This window comes from Cupriavidus sp. GW823-FHT07A04 (genome assembly GCF_058794615.1).
This window is the reverse complement of record NZ_JBXAHA010000018.1, coordinates 60267-80349: the sequence shown is the minus strand read 5'-3', so window position 1 is coordinate 80349 and position 20083 is coordinate 60267. Positions and strand designations below refer to the sequence as shown.

At 62.2% G+C, this 20083-nt stretch carries 22 protein-coding genes, 1 tRNA gene and 1 pseudogene; 22 read left to right on the top strand and 2 right to left on the bottom strand.

The genetic code is table 11. From position 1 onward, the window contains the following. Nucleotides 1-183 precede the first annotated feature (183 nt). The 20 genes from AC1Q7Q_RS28405 (at nucleotide 184) to AC1Q7Q_RS28310 (ending at nucleotide 16464) form a co-directional block, all read left to right on the top strand. Complete coding sequence (locus AC1Q7Q_RS28405; protein ID WP_492374148.1) at nucleotides 184-528, top strand: c-type cytochrome; 345 nt, start codon at nucleotides 184-186, stop codon at nucleotides 526-528. A gap of 28 nt (nucleotides 529-556) precedes the next feature. Continuing rightward, complete coding sequence (locus AC1Q7Q_RS28400; RefSeq protein WP_492374149.1) at nucleotides 557-1819, top strand: FCSD flavin-binding domain-containing protein; 1263 nt, start codon at nucleotides 557-559, stop codon at nucleotides 1817-1819. Nucleotides 1820-2000: 181 nt separating this feature from the next. Beyond that, nucleotides 2001-2408 (top strand): ArsR/SmtB family transcription factor, encoded by a 408-nt coding sequence (locus AC1Q7Q_RS28395; protein ID WP_043350505.1) that lies wholly within the window; start codon nucleotides 2001-2003, stop codon nucleotides 2406-2408. A gap of 135 nt (nucleotides 2409-2543) precedes the next feature. After that, complete coding sequence (gene soxC, locus AC1Q7Q_RS28390; RefSeq protein ID WP_492374150.1) at nucleotides 2544-3908, top strand: sulfite dehydrogenase; 1365 nt, start codon at nucleotides 2544-2546, stop codon at nucleotides 3906-3908. Next, a complete protein-coding gene (locus AC1Q7Q_RS28385) occupies nucleotides 3892-4941 on the top strand; it encodes a c-type cytochrome (protein WP_492374151.1) in 1050 nt (349 codons plus the stop codon). The genes soxC and AC1Q7Q_RS28385 overlap by 17 nt, the downstream gene beginning before the upstream one ends. A 120-nt stretch (nucleotides 4942-5061) precedes the next feature. After that, the gene (locus AC1Q7Q_RS28380) at nucleotides 5062-5391 is read left to right on the top strand and encodes a c-type cytochrome (RefSeq protein WP_150991213.1); all 330 of its coding nucleotides are present in this window, start codon (nucleotides 5062-5064) and stop codon (nucleotides 5389-5391) included. A 170-nt stretch (nucleotides 5392-5561) separates the two neighbouring features. Continuing rightward, nucleotides 5562-6017, top strand: coding sequence for a thiosulfate oxidation carrier protein SoxY (soxY, locus tag AC1Q7Q_RS28375; protein ID WP_043350495.1), 456 nt, complete (start codon nucleotides 5562-5564; stop codon nucleotides 6015-6017). A 63-nt stretch (nucleotides 6018-6080) separates the two neighbouring features. Beyond that, the gene (gene soxZ / locus AC1Q7Q_RS28370) at nucleotides 6081-6392 is read left to right on the top strand and encodes a thiosulfate oxidation carrier complex protein SoxZ (protein WP_150991211.1); all 312 of its coding nucleotides are present in this window, start codon (nucleotides 6081-6083) and stop codon (nucleotides 6390-6392) included. A gap of 130 nt (nucleotides 6393-6522) precedes the next feature. Further along, on the top strand, nucleotides 6523-6978 hold the full coding sequence (locus AC1Q7Q_RS28365) for a DsrE family protein (protein WP_174425843.1): 456 nt from the start codon (nucleotides 6523-6525) through the stop codon (nucleotides 6976-6978). Nucleotides 6979-7144: 166 nt separating this feature from the next. Next, entirely contained in the window at nucleotides 7145-7969 is an 825-nt protein-coding gene (gene soxA, locus AC1Q7Q_RS28360; RefSeq protein ID WP_492374152.1) for a sulfur oxidation c-type cytochrome SoxA, read from the top strand. Nucleotides 7970-8034: 65 nt separating this feature from the next. After that, nucleotides 8035-8679 (top strand): sulfur oxidation c-type cytochrome SoxX, encoded by a 645-nt coding sequence (gene soxX, locus AC1Q7Q_RS28355; protein ID WP_492374178.1) that lies wholly within the window; start codon nucleotides 8035-8037, stop codon nucleotides 8677-8679. 24 nt (nucleotides 8680-8703) lie between these two features. Continuing rightward, nucleotides 8704-9210, top strand: coding sequence for a TlpA family protein disulfide reductase (locus tag AC1Q7Q_RS28350; protein ID WP_492374153.1), 507 nt, complete (start codon nucleotides 8704-8706; stop codon nucleotides 9208-9210). Between the two features lie 96 nt (nucleotides 9211-9306). Then, nucleotides 9307-11028 (top strand): thiosulfohydrolase SoxB, encoded by a 1722-nt coding sequence (soxB, locus tag AC1Q7Q_RS28345; RefSeq protein WP_492374154.1) that lies wholly within the window; start codon nucleotides 9307-9309, stop codon nucleotides 11026-11028. Nucleotides 11029-11068: 40 nt separating this feature from the next. Next, nucleotides 11069-11144, top strand: a tRNA-Ala gene (locus AC1Q7Q_RS28340). 143 nt (nucleotides 11145-11287) lie between these two features. Then, nucleotides 11288-11740 (top strand): YagK/YfjJ domain-containing protein, encoded by a 453-nt coding sequence (locus AC1Q7Q_RS28335; RefSeq protein WP_492374155.1) that lies wholly within the window; start codon nucleotides 11288-11290, stop codon nucleotides 11738-11740. 336 nt (nucleotides 11741-12076) lie between these two features. After that, complete coding sequence (yhhA, locus tag AC1Q7Q_RS28330; protein WP_492374156.1) at nucleotides 12077-12262, top strand: YhhA family cyclophane-containing RiPP; 186 nt, start codon at nucleotides 12077-12079, stop codon at nucleotides 12260-12262. 7 nt (nucleotides 12263-12269) lie between these two features. Continuing rightward, nucleotides 12270-14423, top strand: a complete 2154-nt coding sequence (gene yhhB, locus AC1Q7Q_RS28325) for a cyclophane-forming radical SAM/SPASM peptide maturase YhhB (protein ID WP_492374157.1) — start codon at nucleotides 12270-12272, stop codon at nucleotides 14421-14423. Further along, on the top strand, nucleotides 14383-15414 hold the full coding sequence (locus AC1Q7Q_RS28320; RefSeq protein ID WP_492374158.1) for a hypothetical protein: 1032 nt from the start codon (nucleotides 14383-14385) through the stop codon (nucleotides 15412-15414). The genes yhhB and AC1Q7Q_RS28320 overlap by 41 nt, the downstream gene beginning before the upstream one ends. Continuing rightward, nucleotides 15411-15821 (top strand): GNAT family N-acetyltransferase, encoded by a 411-nt coding sequence (locus tag AC1Q7Q_RS28315; RefSeq protein ID WP_492374159.1) that lies wholly within the window; start codon nucleotides 15411-15413, stop codon nucleotides 15819-15821. The genes AC1Q7Q_RS28320 and AC1Q7Q_RS28315 overlap by 4 nt, the downstream gene beginning before the upstream one ends. A gap of 64 nt (nucleotides 15822-15885) precedes the next feature. Further along, nucleotides 15886-16464 carry a class I SAM-dependent methyltransferase gene (locus AC1Q7Q_RS28310; RefSeq protein ID WP_492374160.1) on the top strand — a complete coding sequence of 193 codons (579 nt, stop codon included), beginning with the start codon at nucleotides 15886-15888 and terminating at the stop codon, nucleotides 16462-16464. Nucleotides 16465-17095: 631 nt separating this feature from the next. Here the strand turns inward: AC1Q7Q_RS28310 and AC1Q7Q_RS28305 are convergent. Both AC1Q7Q_RS28305 and AC1Q7Q_RS28300 read right to left on the bottom strand, forming a co-directional pair. Continuing rightward, nucleotides 17096-17288, bottom strand: a pseudogene (locus AC1Q7Q_RS28305) (DUF932 domain-containing protein); the annotation flags it as partial. A 111-nt stretch (nucleotides 17289-17399) separates the two neighbouring features. Beyond that, nucleotides 17400-17840: a hypothetical protein gene (locus tag AC1Q7Q_RS28300; RefSeq protein WP_492374161.1), complete on the bottom strand. Its 441-nt coding sequence runs from the start codon at nucleotides 17838-17840 to the stop codon at nucleotides 17400-17402. Between the two features lie 351 nt (nucleotides 17841-18191). Between AC1Q7Q_RS28300 and AC1Q7Q_RS28295 the strand changes: the two genes are divergently transcribed. Beyond that, entirely contained in the window at nucleotides 18192-18896 is a 705-nt protein-coding gene (locus AC1Q7Q_RS28295; protein WP_492374162.1) for a hypothetical protein, read from the top strand. Nucleotides 18897-18905: 9 nt separating this feature from the next. Then, a complete protein-coding gene (locus AC1Q7Q_RS28290) occupies nucleotides 18906-20012 on the top strand; it encodes an XRE family transcriptional regulator (protein ID WP_492374163.1) in 1107 nt (368 codons plus the stop codon). The last annotated feature ends 71 nt before the right edge of the window (nucleotides 20013-20083 follow it).

Genomic DNA, 20083 nt, shown 5'->3' with positions numbered 1-20083 from the left:
TACCCCCCCCCCCCCCCCCCCCCCCCCCCCCCCAGCGCCCGCCAACTCTGCCGGCTGCTGCCGGCCGCCGCCCGCGCCTGAGAGCAGCCGGCGCAGTTCGATCTGCGGATTTCGCATCACATGCGCGCGCTGCGCTGTGCTAGGGTTGGCACGCCCTCGCGGCGCGACCCCGGAGCGAACACCATGAACCAGACCCTCACACCAGCTGCCCTGCCGACGCTAATAGCGTTAATAGCGCTGACGCTGCTGGCCCTGCCTGCCTGCGCGCGCGCGCAGGCGACCGACGCCACCGCGCTGCAGGCGCGCAACTGGGCCGCCGCCTGCGCCGGCTGCCACGGCCCGGCCGGCCGCGCGCCTGCGGGCAGCGTGGTGCCGGCACTCGCCGGGCGCAGCCAGTCCGAGCTGGTCCGCCAGCTGCAGGACTTCAAGCAAGGCAAGCGCGAGGCCACCGTGATGCAGCAGATCGCCAAGGGCTACAGCGACCAGCAGATCGAGGCCATCGCGGGCTGGTTCGCCGCCGTGCGCTAACCCTGCAACCCGGCAAGGAGATTTCCAGATGCAACGACGTGAGTTTCTCGGCACGCTGGCCGGCGCGGCCATGTTCGGCACGCTCGGCGCGCAGGCCGCGACCCGCAGGGCAAAGGTGGTGGTGGTGGGCGGCGGCTATGGCGGCGCCACTGCCGCGCGCTACCTGCGCGAATGGAGCACGCAGGGCATCGAGGTCACGCTGGTCGAGCCCAACGCCAGCTTTGTGTCCTGCCCGCTATCCAACCTGGTGCTCGCCGGCAGCAAGCGCATCGACGACATCACCTTGTCCTACGATGCGCTGGCAAAGCGCCACGGCGTCAAGGTCGTGCGCGACCACGTCAGCGCCATCGACGCCGCGCGCCGCGAGGTACGCCTGGCAGGTGGCGGCACGCTCGCCTACGACAAGCTGGTGCTCTCACCTGGCGTGGACGTGCTCTCCGGCGAGATCCCGGGCCTTGCCCAGCCCGGCGGCGACCAGATCCTGCACGCCTGGAAGGCCGGCCCGCAAACGGTGGGCCTGCGCCGCCAGTTGGAGGCCATGCGCGACGGCGGCACCTTCGCCATCAGCATTCCGCTGGCGCCGTATCGCTGCCCGCCTGGCCCCTATGAGCGCGCCTGCCTGGTCGCGGACTATTTCACCCGGGCCAAGCCGCGCAGCAAGGTGCTGATCCTTGACGCCAATCCCGACGTCACCTCCAAGGCAGCGCTGTTCAAGCAGGTCTGGGCCACGCGCTACCAGGGCATGGTCGAGTACCGGCCGCAGTACAACGCCGTCGATGTGGACCCTGTCACCCGCACGCTCAAGTTCGAGGTGCAGGACGACGAGCGCGCCGAAGTGCTCAACCTGCTGCCGCCGCAGCGGGCCGGGGCCATCGCCGTTGCAAGCGGGCTGGCCACCGCCAACGGCCGCTGGTGCGAGGTCGATTTCCTCACCTTCGAATCCAAGGCCGCGCCCAATATCCACGTGCTCGGCGATGCCATCCAGATTGCGCCGCTGATGCCCAAATCGGGCCATATGGCCAACCAGCATGGCAAGGTGGCGGCCGCTGCTATCGTGTCGCTGCTAGCCGGCCACGCGCCCAACCCCGAGCCGCTGTACAACAACACCTGCTATAGCTTCACCTCAGAGCGCGAAGCCATCCATATCGCCAGCGTGCATCGCTACGATGCCGCGCAGAAGACCATGGTCACGGTGCCCGGGTCAGGCGGGCTGTCGGCGGCGCCGAACGCGCTGGAAGGCACCTATGCGCAGGCGTGGGCGGATGCCATCTGGGCCGACATGCTGGGCTGAGGGCAGTCCGCGGCAGTCACGATCTGCGTTGTCGTGCTGGAGAACACCACGGGCTTCGCTTCAAGTGATTCCTGGCTAAGCCACCCTCTCCCCCTGAGGGGAGAGGGAGAGACAGCCTTCGTCATGGCGCGCGGCTATGGCCCGTTCGGCGGCTTCGGCTATGCGAAGGGGTAAACACTATATGCGCAATTACGCATATACGAATATATTGAACGGCATGGATGAGATGGATCGCGTGTTCGAGAAAGTGTCGGGGTATTTCAGCCTGCTGGCAGAGCCCACCAGGCTGAAGATCCTGCACGCCCTGTGCGATGGCGAGAAGCCGGTGGGCACCGTGGTGGAGACGGTGGGATCGTCGCAGACCAATGTGTCGCGCCATCTCACCGCGATGTACCGCGCGGGCGTGCTGTCGCGCCGCAAGGAGGCCAACCTCGTGTTCTACGCCATCGAGGACGAGAGCGTGATCGAGCTGTGCCGCACGGTCTGCGTGCAGGTCGCCAGCCGGCTGGAAGACAACGCTTTGCCAGCCAGCATGGTCGATCGCTTCATGCCGCAGGCCACCCCGGCACCGCGCCGGCGCAGCCGCTGAGCAACGCGCCGGGCGCCAGGCAGCAACGCTCGCACCAAGGTTCGACGGCAGCCGTCCGCTTGCGCGGGCGCTGACCCACAACAGGTTCGCCGACGGTGCCTCTGGCGCCGCACGCGCGAGCCGGAGGAGACCGCAGTGCCGCAACAGAGCCGCCCCGGGCGCATCGTGCGTGCGCCGGAGCATTTCGTCAGCGCCTCGCTGCAGCAGGACATCACGCAGCATGGCGTAGGCGCGTCCGACAGCCCTCGCCGCGACTTCCTGCGCAAGAGCTTCCTGGGCGCCGCAGCCGCGCTGGCCGCTGGCGTCGCCAGCCGGGCCCGCGCAGCGGATGGCGTTGCCGGCGACGACGCCATCCTCACCCCGCAACCCTGGGCCACCACGCTCGGCCAGCCGGTTGCCGCGCATCCCTACGGCCAGCCGTCGCCGTTCGAGAAAAACCTGGTGCGCCGCGAGTCGCCAGGCCTGACGCGGGTATCGGCGGCCTCGGTCTCCTTTGCCCCGCTGCAAGGCTTCTTCGGCATCATCACGCCCAACGGCCTGCACTTCGAGCGCCATCATCAAGGCTGGCAGGACATCGATCCGGCCCGCCACCGCCTGATGATCAACGGCCTGGTGAAGGCGCCACGCGTCTACACCATGGACGACCTGATGCGCCTGCCCGCGGTGTCGCGCATGCACTTCATCGAGTGCGGGGCCAATACCGGCATGGAATGGGGCAACGTGGCGGTGCCCACGGTGCAATACACCCACGGCATGCTGTCGTGCTGCGAGTTCACCGGCGTGCCGCTCAAGGTCCTGCTCGACGATGCCGGCGCGGACTTCAAGCGCGGGCGCTATCTGCTGGCCGAGGGCGGCGACGGTTCAGGCATGACCCGCACCATCCCGATGGCGCTGGCCGACGAGATCATCGTCGCCTGGGGCATGAACGGCGAGATGCTGCGCCCCGAAAACGGCTACCCGCTGCGGCTGGTGGTGCCCGGCGTGCAGGGCGTGTCGTGGGTCAAGTGGCTGCGCAGGCTGGAGCTCGGCGACCAGCCGTGGAACACCAAGGACGAGACCGTGCACTACGTGGACATGATGCCCGACGGCATGCTGCGCCAGTACACCTCGATCCAGGAGTGCAAGTCCGTCATCACCACGCCCTCCGGCGGGCAGCAGTTGGTGGGGCGCGGCTTCTACAACATCAGCGGCCTGGCGTGGTCCGGGCGCGGGCGCGTGAAGCGCGTCGATGTCTCGGTCGACGGCGGGCGCAACTGGCGCACCGCAAGGCTGGAAACGCCCGTGCTGTCCAAATGCCTGACGCGCTTCAACCTGGACTGGGTGTGGGACGGCTCCCCGGCCATCCTGCAGAGCCGCGCCATCGACGAGACCGGCTACGTGCAGCCCCGCCTGGCGCAGCTGCGCGCGGTGCGGGGGGCGCGCTCGATCTATCACAACAACGCCATCCAGAGCTGGCAGGTGGCCGATGGCGGCGAGGTCTCCAATGTCCACGTTGACTAGCGCCGGGCGCGCGGCACTCCTGGCCATCGCCGCCGCGCTGTGCGGGCCAGCGGCGATGGCCGCCGCGCCGGACGGCAGCGCGCGTGCGGCGCTCGGCCGCACTGCCACGCCGGCAGAGGTCAAGGCCTGGGATATCGATGTGCGCCCCGACTTCCAGGGCCTGCCCAAGGGCAGCGGCACGGTGTCGCAGGGACAAACAATCTGGGACGGCAAATGCGCCTCGTGCCATGGCGACTTCGGTGAGTCCAACGAGGTGTTCTCGCCCATCGTCGGCGGCACCAGCGCCGAGGATATCCAGCGTGGCCGGGTGGCCTCGCTGACCGGCAACCAGCCGTACCGCACCACGCTGATGAAGGTCAGCACGGTCAGCACCCTGTGGGACTACATCCACCGTGCGATGCCGTGGAACGCGCCCCGGAGCCTGTCCGCCGACGACGTCTACGCAGTCACGGCCTACCTGCTCAACCTGGGCGATATCGTGCCGGCGGACTTCACGCTGTCGGACGGCACTATCGCCGAAGTGCAGCAAAAAATGCCGAACCGCAATGGCATGACCCTGCAGCACGGCCTGTGGCCCGGGCGGGGCCAGGCGGATACGCGCAATACGGCGTGCATGAAGGATTGCGCGCCCACGGTCAAGATCGTGTCGACCATGCCGGCCTATGCCCGCGATGCCCACGGCGACCTGGCGGCGCAACAGCGCACCGTAGGGCCCACGCGCGGCTGGGCTGCCGGCGGCGGCGCCAGCGCACCCGCGGCCGCCACCCCGGCCACACCCGGCGAGACGGCGGGTGCGAAGCTGGCCAGCCAGTACCAGTGCATAGCCTGCCATGCCACCGATCGCAAGCTGGTCGGTCCGAGCTTTGCCGAGGTCGCGCGCAAGTACAAGGGGCAGGATGCACAGGACGCGCTCGTCCACAAGATCCGGGCAGGCGGGCAGGGCGCCTGGGGCAGCATGCCGATGCCGCCTCAGGCGCAGATTCCCGATTCCGACCTGCGCACCGTGGTGGGGTGGATTCTTGAGGCAAAATAGCGGACTGGCCGCCCCGTGGCGCGGCCAGCGCGCCGCCGCGCCGGCCGTGCCGACAGGCAACACTGGCAGCGAGCGGGCTTTTCGCCGTCCCCACGGCTCTTCAAAGTTCGGAGCATATCCATGAAGCAGTTTGTCATCGCAACGCTGATGCTGGCTTGCGCCGCCTCGGCCAACGCGGCAGTCGATGCCGCCAAGGCCCAGGAAATCGCCAACAAGAACGCCTGCATGGGCTGCCACCAGGTCGACAAGAAGCTGGTTGGCCCGGCCTACAAGGACGTGGCGGCCAAGTACAAGGGCGACAAGAACGCGCTGGCAACGCTGACCAAGAAGGTCAAGAGTGGTGGTGCTGGCGTCTGGGGCCCGGTGCCGATGCCCGCCAATGCCGCTTTGAGCGACGCCGACCTGAAGACGGTCGTGGAGTGGGTGCTGGCAGGCGCCCCGGCCAAGTAAGCACAGCCAGGGCAAGCCCTGCCCGGACCGGTTACGGCTTCGGGACCAAAGGGGCGCCGATGGCGCCCCTGTGCGAGGGCGGCAATGCACCGCCCGCTGCGGCGCGAAAAAGGCGCGGCAGGCCAACAGAAAACCAAGCCGGAACGGAAAACGCAGGAGAAGAGGAAACAATGCATTCAAAACGACGAGACGTATTGCGGGTCACCTCCGTGCTCGCACTGATGGCCGCCACCGGCCTGATCAGCAAGGCGCAGGCGGCGGAGTGGAACAAGACCGCCTTCGACGGCAAGAGCGTGGCCGACGTCATCAAGGCATTTGGCGGCAGCGGCACCGAGAAGAGCACCGCCATTGTCTTTACCGCCCCCGACATCGCCGAGAACGGCGCCGTGGTGCCGGTCGCCGTGACCAGCAACATCCCTGGTACCGAGCAGATCGCCATCCTGGTGGAAAAGAATCCCAACACGCTGGCAGCGGATTTCATCATCCCGGCCGGCACCGAGCCCTTTGTCTCCACGCGGGTGAAGATGGGCCAGACCTCGATGGTGTACGCCGCCGTCAAGGCCGGCGGCAAATGGTACGTGGCGTCCAAGGAAATCAAGGTGACGCTGGGTGGCTGCGGCGGCTGAGGCCACGCTCCCATCCACCCAAGCGGATTTCCCGCCCCACCATTACCTGAAAGAGGAAAGAACATGGCAGACCCGATGCGCGTACGTGCCGCCGAGAGCGGCGGTGTGGTCGACGTCAAGATCCTGATGAAGCACGACATGGAAACCGGCCAGCGCAAGGACGCGTCCGGCAAGATCATTCCCGCCTGGCATATCCAGAGCGTGACGGCACAGTGCAAAGGCAAGGACGTATTCCAGGCCCAGTTCGGCCCGGCGGTATCCAAGGATCCCTTCCTGAACTTCAAGTTCAAGGGCGGCGCCAAGGGCGACAAGGTCACGGTGACCTGGGTCGACAACCGCGGTGACAAGCGGACCGACGAAGCGACCATTTCCTGATCGAACCGGGTACGGGTCAGTACCGGCCTGGCCGAGCGGGCAGCGGCATCCTCTGCTATGGTTCAGGTCGAATGTCGGGCCCGGGCCGGCGCATGGTGCGCGCGGGGGCGCGACCGGAAGGATAGCAATCATGCGGCGAGCATTTATTCGAGCAACGGCGGCGCTGGCGGCGATCGGCCTGGCCGCCAAGGCGGCGGCGCAAGCGGCGCCGGCGGCCGCCGGCAAGGGCGGGCGCGTCAAGGTGGTCTACCAGTTGTCCGAAGGCACGGACCAGGCGGTGCGCGCCATGGCTAACCTGCGCAACCACCTGAACGCCGCGCCGGATACCAAGATCGTGGTGGTGGCGTTTGGCTACGGCGTGGACTTCATCGTGGAAGGCGCGCGTGACGCACGTGGCAACACCTTCGAGGCGGCGGTCGGCGCGCTGGCCAGTTCCGGCGTCGAGTTCCGCGTTTGCCGCAATACGCTCATGGCGCGCAAGATTCCGGAGTCCAGCCTGCTGATGGAAGCCAAGGTGGTACAGGCTGGCGTGGTGGAAGTGGCCAAACTGCAGTTCGATGAAGGCTATGCCTATATCAAGCCGTAAATACGCAAGCCGTAAATACAGGATGTAAGCAGACAGGTTGTAAGCAGCACCCGCGCAAGAGCCGGCCCGCACCGGGCGCCGATAACGGGAAGACAAGCCATAAGATGGGCCCGCGCGGCCTGGCGCCACACGGCGGCAGGCTCCCGAGGCCCCGAGGAGAAGCCCCATGAACACGATCAGACGCCGCCACACCGGCGCCGCGCTGGCGCTGGCCGGCACCGTGGCGCTCGCCGCCGCGGCGGTGCACGCCCAGGGCAGCACCGCCGAGGAAATCGCCAAGTACCGGCAGATGCTCGCCGAGGGCAACCCCGCAGAATTGTGGGAAGCCGCCGGCGAGGAACTCTGGAAAAAGCCCGCCGGCCCCAAGAACGCCTCGCTCGAGCAATGCGACCTGGGTAAGGGCCCCGGCGTGACCAAGGGCGCCTACGCCGAGTTGCCGCGCCTGTTCAAGGATACCGGGCGCGTGATGGACCTGGAGCAACGCCTGGCCTACTGCCGCGTGACGCTGCAGGGCCTGACCCAGGAAGAGGCCCTGAAGAATCCCTTCGCCTCCACCGGCAAGCCCTCCGACATCGAGCGCCTGGTGGCCTTCGTGGCCGGCGAGTCGCGCGGCATCAAGATGAACGTGGAGCTGAACCATCCCGAAGAAAAGCGCGTGTACGCCCTCGGCCAGAAGATGTTCTTCTACCGTGGCGGCGCCTACGACTTCGCCTGCGCCACCTGCCACGCCGTGGACGGCCAGCGCATCCGCCTGCAAGAGCTGCCCAACCTGCTGACCAAGCAAGGCGCGCAAGCCGCGTACACCACGTGGCCCGCCTATCGCGTCTCGCAGGGCGAGGTACGCTCGATGCAACACCGCCTCTATGACTGCCTGCGCCAGCAGCGCTTTCCCGAACCCGCCTATGGCTCCGACGTGATCACCGCGCTGAGCCTGTTCCTTGCCAGGAACGCAAACGGCGGCACGTACGACGGTCCGGCCATGAAGCGCTGAGGCAAGGGAGAGCAGAGATGAAACAAGCGCATAAATACGCACAAGGCACGCTGGCCACGTTCGCCATGCTGGCCTGCATGGGTGGCATGGCTCACGCGGAGGACAGCGCCAAGCCGGCCAAGGCCACAAAGCCTGCGAATGTCACCGCCAAGGTCGCCGCCGTCAGCGACGCCGACATGAAGAAGCTGATCGAAAGCTCCTTCACCTCCAAGGGCCCCGCCACGGTCGAAGGCGTGCTCGATCGCGACGCCATGCAGAAGGCTTGCAGCGACTACCCCGACCGCTCCAAGGTGCCGGCCGCGGTGGCCAGGAAGATCGAGGCCGCCGAGTTCAAGCAGATCAAGTACCCCGCCGACAAGCAATGGCTGGGCGACTGGAAGGAAGGCGAGAAGACCGCCCAGAACGGGCGCGGCATGCAGTTCTCCGACGCAGTCGGCAGCCCCAACGGCGCTAACTGCTACGCCTGCCACCAGATGACCAAGGCCGAGATCTCGTTTGGCAATATCGGCCCGTCGCTGTACCAGTACGGCAAGCTGCGCGGCGACTCCGAGGCGGTGATCAAGTACACCTGGGGCAAGATCTGGGATTCCAGCGCGTTCGCGGCCTGCTCCAACATGCCGCGCTTCGGGCACAAGGGCATCCTCACCGAGCAGCAGATCCGCGACGTGATGGCACTGCTGCTGGACCCCGCCTCGCCGGTCAACCAGTAAGGCTGCGCAATGACACCCAGCCGCATGGCAGGCTCCCTCCGGCGCGCGCGCGTGCTGCTGCTTGCCGCACTGGCCTGGAGCGGCGCGGCCGCCGCGCTGGAGGTGGGCGACACCGTGCGCCTGCCGCCGGTGCAGTTGCTCGACGGCCGGGTCGTGACGCCCGCCGACCTGGCCGGCAGGCCGCTGGTGGTGGAAGTCTGGGCATCGTGGTGCCCCTTCTGCGCACTGCAGAACCCGCGCCTGCAAAAGCTCTTTGAGAGCACCGGCGGCGCGCGCGGCGGGCTGCAGGTGCTGGCGGTCAGCATCGACAAGGACCCTCGCGACGCCACTACCTACATGGCGAAACACGGCTACACCTTCCCGGCCGCGATGGACACCCCCGCGCTGCGCGCCGCGCTCGGCAAGCGCCGCGGCCTGCCCGAGCTGTACGTGATCGACGCCCACGGCAAGGTCGTGCAGAAGGAGGTCGGCGAGATGCTGGAAGAGGAAGTCGCGGCGCTGGCCAGGTACGCCACGCCAACGCAGAAGTAGCCGCATTGGCCATATCGGCCACATCGGCCACATCGGCCACAAGATGCCGGGTCGCAAGAGCCAGACACCGGCGCATGACATGCACAGGACGAGACAATGAACCGACGCGAGTTCCTGCAGGTGCTGGCTATCGCCGGCGCCGGCGGCATGACCTTTCCCGCCACCGACGCACAAGCCGCGCAGGCCGCCGGCAAGCTCTATGACGTGCCGCGCTTCGGCAATGTGCACCTGCTGCATTTCACCGATTGCCACGCACAACTGCGCCCGCTGCATTTCCGCGAGCCCAACGTCAACCTCGGCGTGGGCGACTACGCGGGCAAGCCGCCGCACCTCGTCGGGCAGGCCTTCCTGCGCCACTACGGCATCGCCCCCGGCAGCGCGCAGGCCCACGCCTTCACCTATCTCGATTTCACCGAAGCCGCGCGCCGCTACGGCAAGGTTGGCGGCTTCGCCCACCTCGCCACGCTGGTCAAGCAGCTCAAGGCCGCGCGGCCCGGCGCGTTGCTGCTCGACGGCGGCGACACCTGGCAGGGCTCCGCCACCGCGCTGTGGACGCGCGGGCAAGACATGGTCGACGCCGCGCTGGCGCTGGGCGTGGACGTGATGACCCCGCACTGGGAGATGACGCTCGGCGCCGAGCGCGTCACCGAGATCGTCGAGCGCGACTTCAAGGGCAAGGTCGCCTTCCTCGCGCAGAACATCAAGACCAACGACTTCGGCGATCCCGTCTTCGACCCCTACGTGATCCGCGAGATGAACGGCGTGCCGGTGGCCATCATCGGCCAGGCGTTCCCCTACACGCCGATCGCCAACCCGCGCTACTTCACGCCAGACTGGACCTTTGGCATCCAGGAAGAAAACCTGCAGCAGGTCATCGACCAGGCGCGCGGCAAGGGCGCGCAGGTGGTCGTGCTGCTGTCGCACAACGGCATGGACGTGGACCTCAAGCTCGCCTCGCGCGTGCGCGGGCTCGACGCTATCCTCGGCGGCCACACGCACGACGGCATGCCGGCGCCGGTGCCAGTCAGCAACGCCGGGGGCACCACGCTGGTGACCAACGCCGGCTCCAACGGCAAGTTCCTCGGCGTGCTCGACTTCGACGTCAAGGGCGGCAAGGTCAGCGGCTTGCGCTACCGCCTGCTGCCGGTCTTCGCCAACTATCTCGCAGCCGATCCCGCCATGGACGCGCTCATCGCCAAGGTGCGCGCGCCGTATGAGAAGCAACTCGGCGAAGTGCTGGCGCGCAACAGCGGCCTGCTATATCGCCGCGGCAACTTCAACGGCACGTTCGACCAGTTGATCCTGGACGGCCTGATGGACGTGCAGGGCGCCGAGATCGCCTTCTCGCCGGGCTTTCGCTGGGGCACCACGCTGCTGCCCGGGCAGGCCATCACCATGGAACACCTGATGGACCAGACCGCCATCACGTATCCCCACACCACCGTCACCGCGATGAGCGGCGAGACCATCAAGACCATCCTCGAAGACGTGGCCGACAACCTGTTCAACCCCGATCCCTACTACCAGCAAGGCGGCGACATGGTGCGCGTGGGTGGCCTCCAATACACCATCGACCCCACCGCGTCGATGGGAAAACGCATTACCGAGATGCGCCTCAAGGGCCAGCCCATCGACGCGGCCAAGACCTACAAGGTAGCCGGCTGGGCACCCGTCTCGGAAGACGCCCGCCAGAGCGGCAGCCCGCCGATCTGGGACCTGATGGCCCAGTGGCTGCGCGCCTCCGGCGAGGTCACCGCCCGCCCGTTGAACCTGCCGACCGTGCGCGGCATGACCGGCAACGCAGGCATGGCAACGTGATTGAACAGCCGCGAAAAACTGAGCTACAATCGTTCGTCACGGGCCGATAGCTCAGCTGGGAGAGCGCTGCGTTCGCAATGCAGAGGTCGGGAGTTCGATCCTCCTTCGGTCCACCAAGAACATGTTCTAGCTCGTCTAGGAAAGTCCAGAGAACCCCGCAAGATCAAGGCTTGCGGGGTTTTTTGTTTCCGGGGGAGCGATCGAAAGTCGTATTACATCGGAGGAGGTTCAGAAGGATCGAGATCGATTATTTGGGAACATGAAAGGTAAGCCCTCCTTGTTCAAGCATCTGGTTGGTTATGTCTGGCGTATTGAGTACACGCGTTTGGCTGGATATCACATGCACATTATATTATTTTTAGATGGCGCATACGTTCAGAAGCATGGGGATTATGCGCATAAGTTAGGGGAGTATTGGCGGGCCGTGATTACTGAAGGCCGGGACTATTTCGAAAACTGTAACCGAAATAGGGGGAAATATGGCGATAATTGGGCTCTCGGTCAGGTCGACCATTGGGACGCTGATAAACGAGGCAAATCTCTCAATGCAATGGGATATCTTTGCAAGGCCGGCCAGATTGTCCATGTCATGCCTTATCCGAGATGCCGCCTCTTTCAAAGCGTTTTTGTGCGCCGACAGCACAAGGTGAATGGAGGGCGTCCGCGTACGAGGGGCCTTAACGGAACCGACAACCAACCTTCTACGTGTTGAACATCGATATCCGATTTTTCTGCTTCCCATTGTAATCAAACGCTTAGGAGGTATCGTGTTCGCCAGGTGCAACCGCGGCTGCCAAGGGTTGCACTCGAGCTTTGTCGCTGCCGCGCAGCGGCAGCGTCAGCCGTAAACGGACAATCGACCCGAACACATGGCTTCACTGGCCGGATGCCGCCAGCAAGGGCACTCCTGCAATCAAGGACGGGAGACTGACGGTTCGAGAACCGGGACGCCAGCATCGCAATATCGTGGTCTCGTTGCTGCGCCAACAGTTGCCTTTAACCGATTTGCGCCTTAACATAGACCGTGGATAAATTAACCAATTAGATCATGTCCCTTTACGATACCGTCGATTTCATCAATCCGCCGCAGGACGTCGTACGTGATGCAGTAACCCGTGGTGTTTCGGAGAATCCCGCAATCCAACGCCTGAAGGCGCGTGTTCTCGCTGAAACGAAGCCCAGCGAGGTGATCTCAAGCTTCGACCGTATGCATCATCGACACAACCGTTCGTGACAGTGTGGTGACAACCGATTCGGTTAAGCTGACTGCGTTTTTGGTGAAAATCGCATCGCGCTGCAATCTCGATTGCGACTATTGCTACATGTACCACCACGCAGATCAGGGGTGGCGTGCCATGCCTCGGATTCTCAGTCGCGAGAACCAGGACTTGTTCGCTACGAGGTTGGCAGAATATGTCCGGGATGCGGGACTTTCGAGATGCGCAGTCATATTCCATGGCGGTGAGCCGCTTCTCGCAGGCGGAGACGAAATCGTTTCTTTCTGCGAGCGAATCAAAGTCGCCGTTGGAACAGAAGCCCAAGTCGATTTCGGCATTCAAACCAACGGCCTTCTGCTCACCGATGCGGTTCTGGATCGTTTCGAGTCGGCGTCTATCGACGTGTCGTTGAGTATCGATGGTCCGAAGGAAGCTAACGATCTTCATCGGACCACCCGAAAGGGGCGGTCGAGTTTCGATCGCGTGATGAACGCACTCGAGCGACTCAAAAAGCGTCCAAATATCTTTGCGGGCGTTATTGCAGTCATCGATACGCGAACTCCACCAGAGGCGCTTCTTGAGTTCTTCAGTTCGCTGAACGTTCCGAAGCTGGATTTCCTCCTTCCTGACGCAAATCACCTCCGACTTCCTCCGGGTCGGGAGGTCTCCTCGAGCGTCTATAATGACTGGCTGATACGAGCATTCGATGTATGGCTCGACAAGTACCCGCATCTGCCGGTGAGGACTTTCGAATCACTTCTGGATGCAATCGCTGGCCTGCCTTCCAAGACGGATGCCTTCGGCTTCGGCGATGTCAGTCTCATCACGATCGAGACTGACGGGACATACCACGATCTTGACGTACTAAAAATTACGCGCGAGGGGGGGACGCGGTTGGACGGTTCCTTGTCGGACACGTCAATCATCACAGTTGCTCGCTCGCCCCAGCTATCTGCACATCGCGCACTTTTGCGGAAGGACGGGCTGTGTGCGGCCTGTCAACAATGCCCTGTCGTTGAAATCTGTGGTGGTGGTTCAGTACCACATCGCTACGGCAAAAACGGATTTGATAATCCGACGATCTACTGCCGTGAGATGTTTGGCCTGATTTCGCACGCGAAGAAGCGCCTTCAAGGGTTGCTGGCCGTCGAAGAGATCGCTCCGACAGACCTTGATTTTCAGTTGGATGAATTTGAACTAGCCGAGTCTTCAGCGTTAGCGATGGAGTCGCTTCGTCATTCTGCGGCTGCTGAATATGTTCCCCGCTTCCGCGCTGTTATCGAACAAATTCAGTCGTCTGGAGACCTGCTCGCCGGCGTGGCACAGGGCCTCCTGACAAGCGGCGATTTGCAGAATGTGCTTGCGTGCAAATCGGGCTCGATTGCCTGGGCGCGTGCATACGAATCACGCCAGAAGGGGCGCAGAGTGTTCGCGGTTGATGGCACCGAAATTACCGCAGACGCTGGCTACCTGAACTTCCTGGCAGCGGTGGAACCAGTCGGCGCAGAAGAAATGGCGATCAACCCGGATGATCCGTGGCTCCGCATTCCATTTGGGAAGGCCATCGATTTTGATTCGGGAGCCGCCTCTCCTAACGACGCAAAGCAGCTTGTGAAGGCGGCGCTCGAGATTATCCGTGGGTGGCGTCCTGCGTTGCACAGGGAACTGGTCCAGACATGTGACGCGGTGCAGTTCGTTCGCGATCGAACGGCTCATCCGGACAAGATCATATCTTTCAGCGACGATGCCGTGCCCGGAGCGCTTTACGTTTCAGCGATACAAGGCACTAAAGTCGTGGATGCTTATGACATGGCGGATTCGCTGATTCACGAGCATCGGCATCAGAAACTCTATCTGCTCGAACGGCTGGCTCCGACGGTGCAGCCTGGTGCTGCCAAGGTTGTCTCTCCGTGGAGGGAGGAACTTCGCCCGCCATCAGGGCTGCTGCACGCAGTGTTTGTGTTCGTTGAACTTCGTAGGTTCTGGATCTTCGTCAGGGATGCAGGGCCATCCGAGCTTTACTCTCGTGCGGAAAATCAGGTTCTTGTGACGAGCCGCCGGCTGCAGCAGGCGTTTGCAACTCTACGCGACTGCCCATTGACTGCAGCCGGGCGGGCACTTGTCGAAACGCTTGAACATGCCGCTGAACGTGAAGCCGAGCTTGGTGGTATCGCCTAATCGTCTTCCAGACGACCCTGTCCTGCGGCATGCAATGCTGCGGGATTATTTTTGCGACAAAGATGCGACCGCCGTGCGCACCTCCTCAGGCTGGCAACTAGACCTGTACTGGCCCGGCGGTGAAGATCGGCACGTCGATGGAAGGTTGCAGGAGGGGCTCGCATGGTGGGGCAATGACATTAGCCGGCACACGATGATCACAGCGACAAGGCGTAACGGTCGCATCCTCGAAGCGCTTTTCGACACATGGACACTGCACAGCTGGAGTGAATGGGCGCACGGCCGCCAGGAGACCACCAGCCCCGTTGTCTTGCACGTAGACGACCATCGCGACCTCGCTTGCCCAAGGCTATTTGTCCAAGGGGATGCCTTTTACGACGCACTGACGGGTAACGAGTGCAACGTGTATCGCCCCGAGTCGGTGTATGCGAGCATTCTGTCGGGAGCAGTGGGTATGGGCAGCTTCATGACGCCGTTCCTGCACAGATTTCCCGATTCAGAGATTCGGCATCTGTGTCAATACCCAAAAGTCTCCGCGACGGTGGATTTCCGCTTCGCAATTGCATCGGAGCCGGACACCCTGCTGAATCCAGGTATGGCACGACCCTCGGTAGAGTTGTCACCTTTGGCCGACGAGGTTGCTCTGCCCGGCCCAAGCCGCCTACGTGTCACGCCCAACCTTGATGATTGGCTGCAAGGTCTTGAGAGCGCTGACCCGCGGTCAATGCTGCTGCACATCGATATGGATTACTTCAATAATCGATATGATGGAGACTCAGACTGGGAACAAAGGAACCCAAGATTGGATCCCGATTGCTCACAAGTGCTCGAGCGCATCGACGAATTCTGCGACGCGATCACGCAAGCGGGCATCGGCTCGAGGATCGAGGATGTCGTCGTCGCATATTCTCCGGGCTTCTTTCCCGCGGAGTTGTGGAAGCCGGCGTCCGAAAAGCTACGTACCGGACTAGCGAGGATTGTCAAAGCGTGACCAAGGCAACCGTTGCTCTCAAAACGGCTCGACCTAGAGTTCCTGCGGACGCAGTTCACCTTGTTCGTACTCGAGGAACGCCGAAGCGAGGTGGTGGGCAAGGAGGGGAGTGCTGGCGAATCGAGGTTGATGGCAAGCGTGTCGGGACAGTCTTCATCAATCTCATCGACGAGAAACCGCTAGGCAAACACGCGTCGCTGCAAATCTATCTAAATCTAAAAAATCAGGGCATAGGGATCGGTCGGGTCGCGTATAGGCTCGCTTGTGAAGCAAGCGAATATTTGACCATCTATGCTCACATGCGTAAGAGCAATGTTGCGTCAAGACGGGCGGCGGAGGAGGCTGGCTTCGTCGACGCGACGCCGGCGTCACATCAGCAGCTGATCATGGCGTGGACCAAACAGTAACAGCTCGATATAAGCACTTACTAGGAACGCTTTTCCCGCGATGATTCATCTCGAGTTTGACGTCATGACTGACGATTTGTTGATGTGGAAGGGGCAGGTCGTTATGTCCAGAAGTGAAGAAGCGTATTTCGAGCGGATATTCGAACATTTCGCCGACGTAAGGCAACAATCCGTCCTCGAAATTGGCTTTGGACTGGGTATATCTGCGAGGTTGATTCAAAAGTACCTGCGACCGGCGGAGCATGACATCGTCGAAATAGAGAGCCAAGTGTTCCGCAATCTAGAGGAATTTTCGCTAACTCATGCATCGGTGCGCCCGATCGCGGGAGACTGGAAGGAGATCCCTGGCGATGGAAAGTATGATTTCATTTTCTACGACCCATACGACTATGTTTGCGACGAATCGCCCGACGACGCTCGGCGCGCGACCGCAGTCAAGCTGAAGAGCTTGCTCAAGCCATCGGGAATCCTGTGTCATCCACACTTCGGCGACGGCGATATTCTGGACGTTGCGGGCTTCGAAACGATCATCGTTGAGCGGTTGACCGTGGCTCCTATCAGTATGGCTGACGGTACATCTTGTACCGATGTTGCTGTGGTCTACCATCGGCCCGACCGAAACATCCGTGTTCGTGTCAGATAAGAGAACATCACATCGTACAGTGTTGACTTCCTCAGCGCACTCAGCCTTCGGCTTGCATGCGTGACGAGATTGACCTCGCGTGCGACCTCCTGCCGTTGCGCTGCATTTTCGTGTTTGGATCTGCGGGAGCGCTCGAATAATCGGAGCGATGCGCGTTCCCGGGCATGGCCGTCGCGTATGACGATAGAGCCTATGCGGGAAGCTCGGAAATCGGGCTTCACACGGCAACGCTGCCGCGATGATTGACAGGGGATCATGTATTCAAAGCAACGGACGCGGGAGGCGAGCGATGGGACAGATGTGTTACTGAAGCACTGTGGCGTTCGTATCTCGCGCTGGCGCCTTCTGCGGCGAGGAAAGCCATTCCCCTGCTGATCTTCGGTGCTTGGCTCTTAAAGATGTACATGAAGGTCACCATCCCACTGCGAAGCACGGTTTCACGTCAGCAAGAGACGTACGTGGGGGTTGACATCGACTGTCTGCACCGGGTCGTTCTGAGACCCACACCCCAACCCGCAAATCGACGACGAACCAAAAAAACGAGCGCCATAGATGAGAGTGGGCCTTGCGCCCACTCTCATCGTTTATGCAGCACAACCTTACATCGGCACGATGTTGTACTTGGCCGTGCTTTCTGGTCGGGAAAGGCGTGAATGGCGCCGATGCCATCCGTGCCAGTGACGAACCGGACTTCGGAAGACTCAATACGCCAGTTCATGCCGGCGCGCTCGGCCCACACATCGACCGATTGGTTGGGCGCCAGCCGGTTACCCAGGCCGTGCCACGGTTGCTGGGACGTAGGCCATCGATTGAACGAGGTGCATGGTTGCTCCTTTGGAAAAAGCGAGTGCATAAAACCCGGCAAGAGCCGGGCTGAAAATGGAGTGAAGGGGAGGTATGGAGGGCGGTGCTGAGGGATGAGCCCGCAGCCGGGATCAGCGGCGAGACAGCGAAAACGGCTCGTCGTCCTCCCTCAGGCCGAATGGATGGGCTGCGTACCCACCAGAATCGGATTCGTCGAAGGACGGTTGTCGGCGGAAATGAGACTCGACCGACGATTGCCCGAACGTGCGTCCGCAGTCCAGGCAGCGGTAGTTGTGCAGGACCTTCTCGTCGATCAGCTCGCCCAAGGTAGCGCCGGCCGAGCAGCCGGCCGTTCCGCCCAGGACCCCACCGAAGATGGCCCCGGCGACCGTGCCCAGGGCAGCGCCGAGGGGGGCGATGAGTCCGATTCGGCCGCCGATGCGTGCGCCGTTCATGGCAGCGGCAAAACCGCTGGTGGCACCCGCGATGGCGCCAAGTGTGCCGCCAACTTTGCGCGCATGGTTACGGGCCACTACTTGCGACGATTGGCAATGCGGGCAGGTCGTCATCATGCCTCTTGCGCTCTGCGTCGCGGTTGTTGCAGCGTAGGTGGCCCCAGAGTGCACCGATCAGGAAGACCAGGGCGAAGCTAACGAGGTTTTCAAGGGGGGAACTGCTGGGTATCACGATGGCTCCTGGAAGGGACGGGCGGGGGAAATAGAGCGGTGGCGGTCCAACGCTCTCCATGGGCGTAATGTGTGGCTCAAATATTTTTCAATCCAAGAACGTGCGGACGAAAGCGGATCCTGCGGAAGTGGGACGTCCCGTTGGGTGTCTGAGCTCCCTTCTTTCGATCGCATGATTTTTCCGCTTTTCTATCCTCAACCTGAGGTATAATTTCCGGAAACTGAAAAGGAGCTGCTGTGTCGAAATCTAAGTTCGAGCTGGCCCATTCTGCGGCCTTCGCCCCGCGCGCTAAGACTGTTACCGACGCGGCGCTTGTTGAGGCACGGCTGCAAGAGCTATCAGCAGACTTGGTCACTAAGCTCCTGTACGACGCTGTTTTAAGCGGGCTTGGCGCGCGCAACGACACGACGCGGGCCTCCGCTGTCACCGCGGCCGGTGTGCAGCAATGGCTGAAGACCGTGGAAGTACTGCGCACTCAGCTGAGCGAGAGGGGATGGCGCATTCACAACGAAAAAAACTGCCCCTTCATTAGTTCGCCTGATCACTCCGTTTCCATTGTGGTGATGACGGGCAACAACGAAACGGGCAAGGAGGGCTTTGAAGACCCCACCAACCAAGCAGAAAAAGGCGTGGTTGTCGAAGGTTTCGTTCAATCAAACCGCCAATTGGAGCTGTTCAACCAAGACTCGTTCGAGTTGGCGAAGTCAAGGCAGCAGGAGACCCAAGTCTGGGCCTTCCTCTACCACTACGACAAAGCATTGAATGAAGTCAGGTTCGAACTCTCCTACCCGACAGGGTTCGGCAAAAAGAAAATCATCGAATGGGGTGAGCGCCTGATCCTGGGCGGCATTCCCAACAATCCCACGGATTTCACTGTCCGCAAGGACACCCCCAATGCTCCGGCAACGGTGGGAGTCGAGCCCAAGACAGGCACTTTTTGATCAGCGACCATGTCAGAAATCAACCCTTCGCAAATCACATTTGCCCGGGTTAGAAGGCGCCTCACAAAGGCGCAATTGGCCAAGGAGTTGGGCGTCACCAGCCGTAGCATCCAAAACTACGAGACCGGAAGCTCTGCTCCTGACTCGGAAATCCTGGCAAAAATGGCAAAACTGCTGAACTTCCCTCAGCAGTTTTTTTGCATTGAAGAAAAGATGCCTACCATCGGAGAGCATGCGGCCAGTTTTCGCTCACTCTCCAAGATGACAGAGGCCATGAAAAACTGCGCTCTCAGCGCAGGGGCTATTGCCGTCAATATCAACGAATGGATCGAGGAAAGGTTTAACCTGCCGCAAGCCGATCTGCCTGACCTCAGCGATCTCTCTCCCGAAGAGGCCGCCGCTACGCTGCGCAGAATGTGGGATCTGGGCAACGCCCCCATTCCCAACATGATTCACCTGCTGGAATCCAAGGGCATTCGCGTCTTCTCTTTGGCTGAAGAAGCCCGTGAGGTGGATGCTTTCTGCACGTGGTATGGCAGCAAGCCCTTTGTCTTCCTCAACACGATGAAATCAGCCGAACGCAGCCGCTTTGACGCGGCCCATGAGTTAGGCCATTTGGTACGCGATGTCTACAGCATGCAACACGGCGAGGCCCAAGGCATAGAGATGGAACGTCAGGCAGATGCATTTGCCGCTGCCTTCCTTATGCCAAAGGAGAGCGTGGTTGCGAACAAGCCGCCAGCATTCACAATCAGGTATCTGATGAAGCTTAAACACTACTGGGGCGTATCACTGGCCGCGCTGGCTTACCGCTACAACACTTTAGGCCAAGTAACAGAGTGGACGTATCGCAATCTGTGCATTGAGATTGCCAAAAGCGGCTATCGAACAAACGAACCAGAGCCGATGGAGCGTGAAAGCTCTCAATTGCTAACTAAAGTGTTGGACTTTCTGCAAAGCCGCAAGGTGGGGCGAGGTGAAATCGCCAAGAGTCTGTGCATTAGCGTGGATGAGATCAATGCCCTGACCTTCAAGCTGACTCGGCTCTCGGTGGTTTCGAGGGACCTGCCCACTGAGATTGTCACAAGGCAGCCGCCTAAACTCCGATTGGTATAAGTGCGGCATCGCCCAAGGTTGGACCGTTCATCTGACCACAGTCTGCGTGGTCATGAAATCAGACTTTGGAT

What these genes read in the sequence shown, in the direction of transcription:
- soxZ (WP_150991211.1), top strand. Translation starts at nt 6,081, where the DNA reads ATGGCAGACCCGATGCGCGTACGTGCCGCCGAGAGCGGCGGTGTGGTC.
- AC1Q7Q_RS28380 (WP_150991213.1), top strand. Translation starts at nt 5,062, where the DNA reads ATGAAGCAGTTTGTCATCGCAACGCTGATGCTGGCTTGCGCCGCCTCG.
- AC1Q7Q_RS28310 (WP_492374160.1), top strand. Translation starts at nt 15,886, where the DNA reads ATGACTGACGATTTGTTGATGTGGAAGGGGCAGGTCGTTATGTCCAGA.
- AC1Q7Q_RS28350 (WP_492374153.1), top strand. Translation starts at nt 8,704, where the DNA reads ATGGCAGGCTCCCTCCGGCGCGCGCGCGTGCTGCTGCTTGCCGCACTG.
- AC1Q7Q_RS28365 (WP_174425843.1), top strand. Translation starts at nt 6,523, where the DNA reads ATGCGGCGAGCATTTATTCGAGCAACGGCGGCGCTGGCGGCGATCGGC.
- AC1Q7Q_RS28385 (WP_492374151.1), top strand. Translation starts at nt 3,892, where the DNA reads ATGTCCACGTTGACTAGCGCCGGGCGCGCGGCACTCCTGGCCATCGCC.
- soxY (WP_043350495.1), top strand. Translation starts at nt 5,562, where the DNA reads ATGCATTCAAAACGACGAGACGTATTGCGGGTCACCTCCGTGCTCGCA.
- yhhA (WP_492374156.1), top strand. Translation starts at nt 12,077, where the DNA reads ATGTCCCTTTACGATACCGTCGATTTCATCAATCCGCCGCAGGACGTC.
- AC1Q7Q_RS28405 (WP_492374148.1), top strand. Translation starts at nt 184, where the DNA reads ATGAACCAGACCCTCACACCAGCTGCCCTGCCGACGCTAATAGCGTTA.
- AC1Q7Q_RS28400 (WP_492374149.1), top strand. Translation starts at nt 557, where the DNA reads ATGCAACGACGTGAGTTTCTCGGCACGCTGGCCGGCGCGGCCATGTTC.
- soxA (WP_492374152.1), top strand. Translation starts at nt 7,145, where the DNA reads ATGAACACGATCAGACGCCGCCACACCGGCGCCGCGCTGGCGCTGGCC.
- soxB (WP_492374154.1), top strand. Translation starts at nt 9,307, where the DNA reads ATGAACCGACGCGAGTTCCTGCAGGTGCTGGCTATCGCCGGCGCCGGC.
- AC1Q7Q_RS28290 (WP_492374163.1), top strand. Translation starts at nt 18,906, where the DNA reads ATGTCAGAAATCAACCCTTCGCAAATCACATTTGCCCGGGTTAGAAGG.
- soxX (WP_492374178.1), top strand. Translation starts at nt 8,035, where the DNA reads ATGCTGGCCTGCATGGGTGGCATGGCTCACGCGGAGGACAGCGCCAAG.
- AC1Q7Q_RS28395 (WP_043350505.1), top strand. Translation starts at nt 2,001, where the DNA reads ATGCGCAATTACGCATATACGAATATATTGAACGGCATGGATGAGATG.
- AC1Q7Q_RS28320 (WP_492374158.1), top strand. Translation starts at nt 14,383, where the DNA reads ATGCCGCTGAACGTGAAGCCGAGCTTGGTGGTATCGCCTAATCGTCTT.
- AC1Q7Q_RS28300 (WP_492374161.1), bottom strand. Translation starts at nt 17,840, where the DNA reads ATGATGACGACCTGCCCGCATTGCCAATCGTCGCAAGTAGTGGCCCGT.
- AC1Q7Q_RS28335 (WP_492374155.1), top strand. Translation starts at nt 11,288, where the DNA reads ATGAAAGGTAAGCCCTCCTTGTTCAAGCATCTGGTTGGTTATGTCTGG.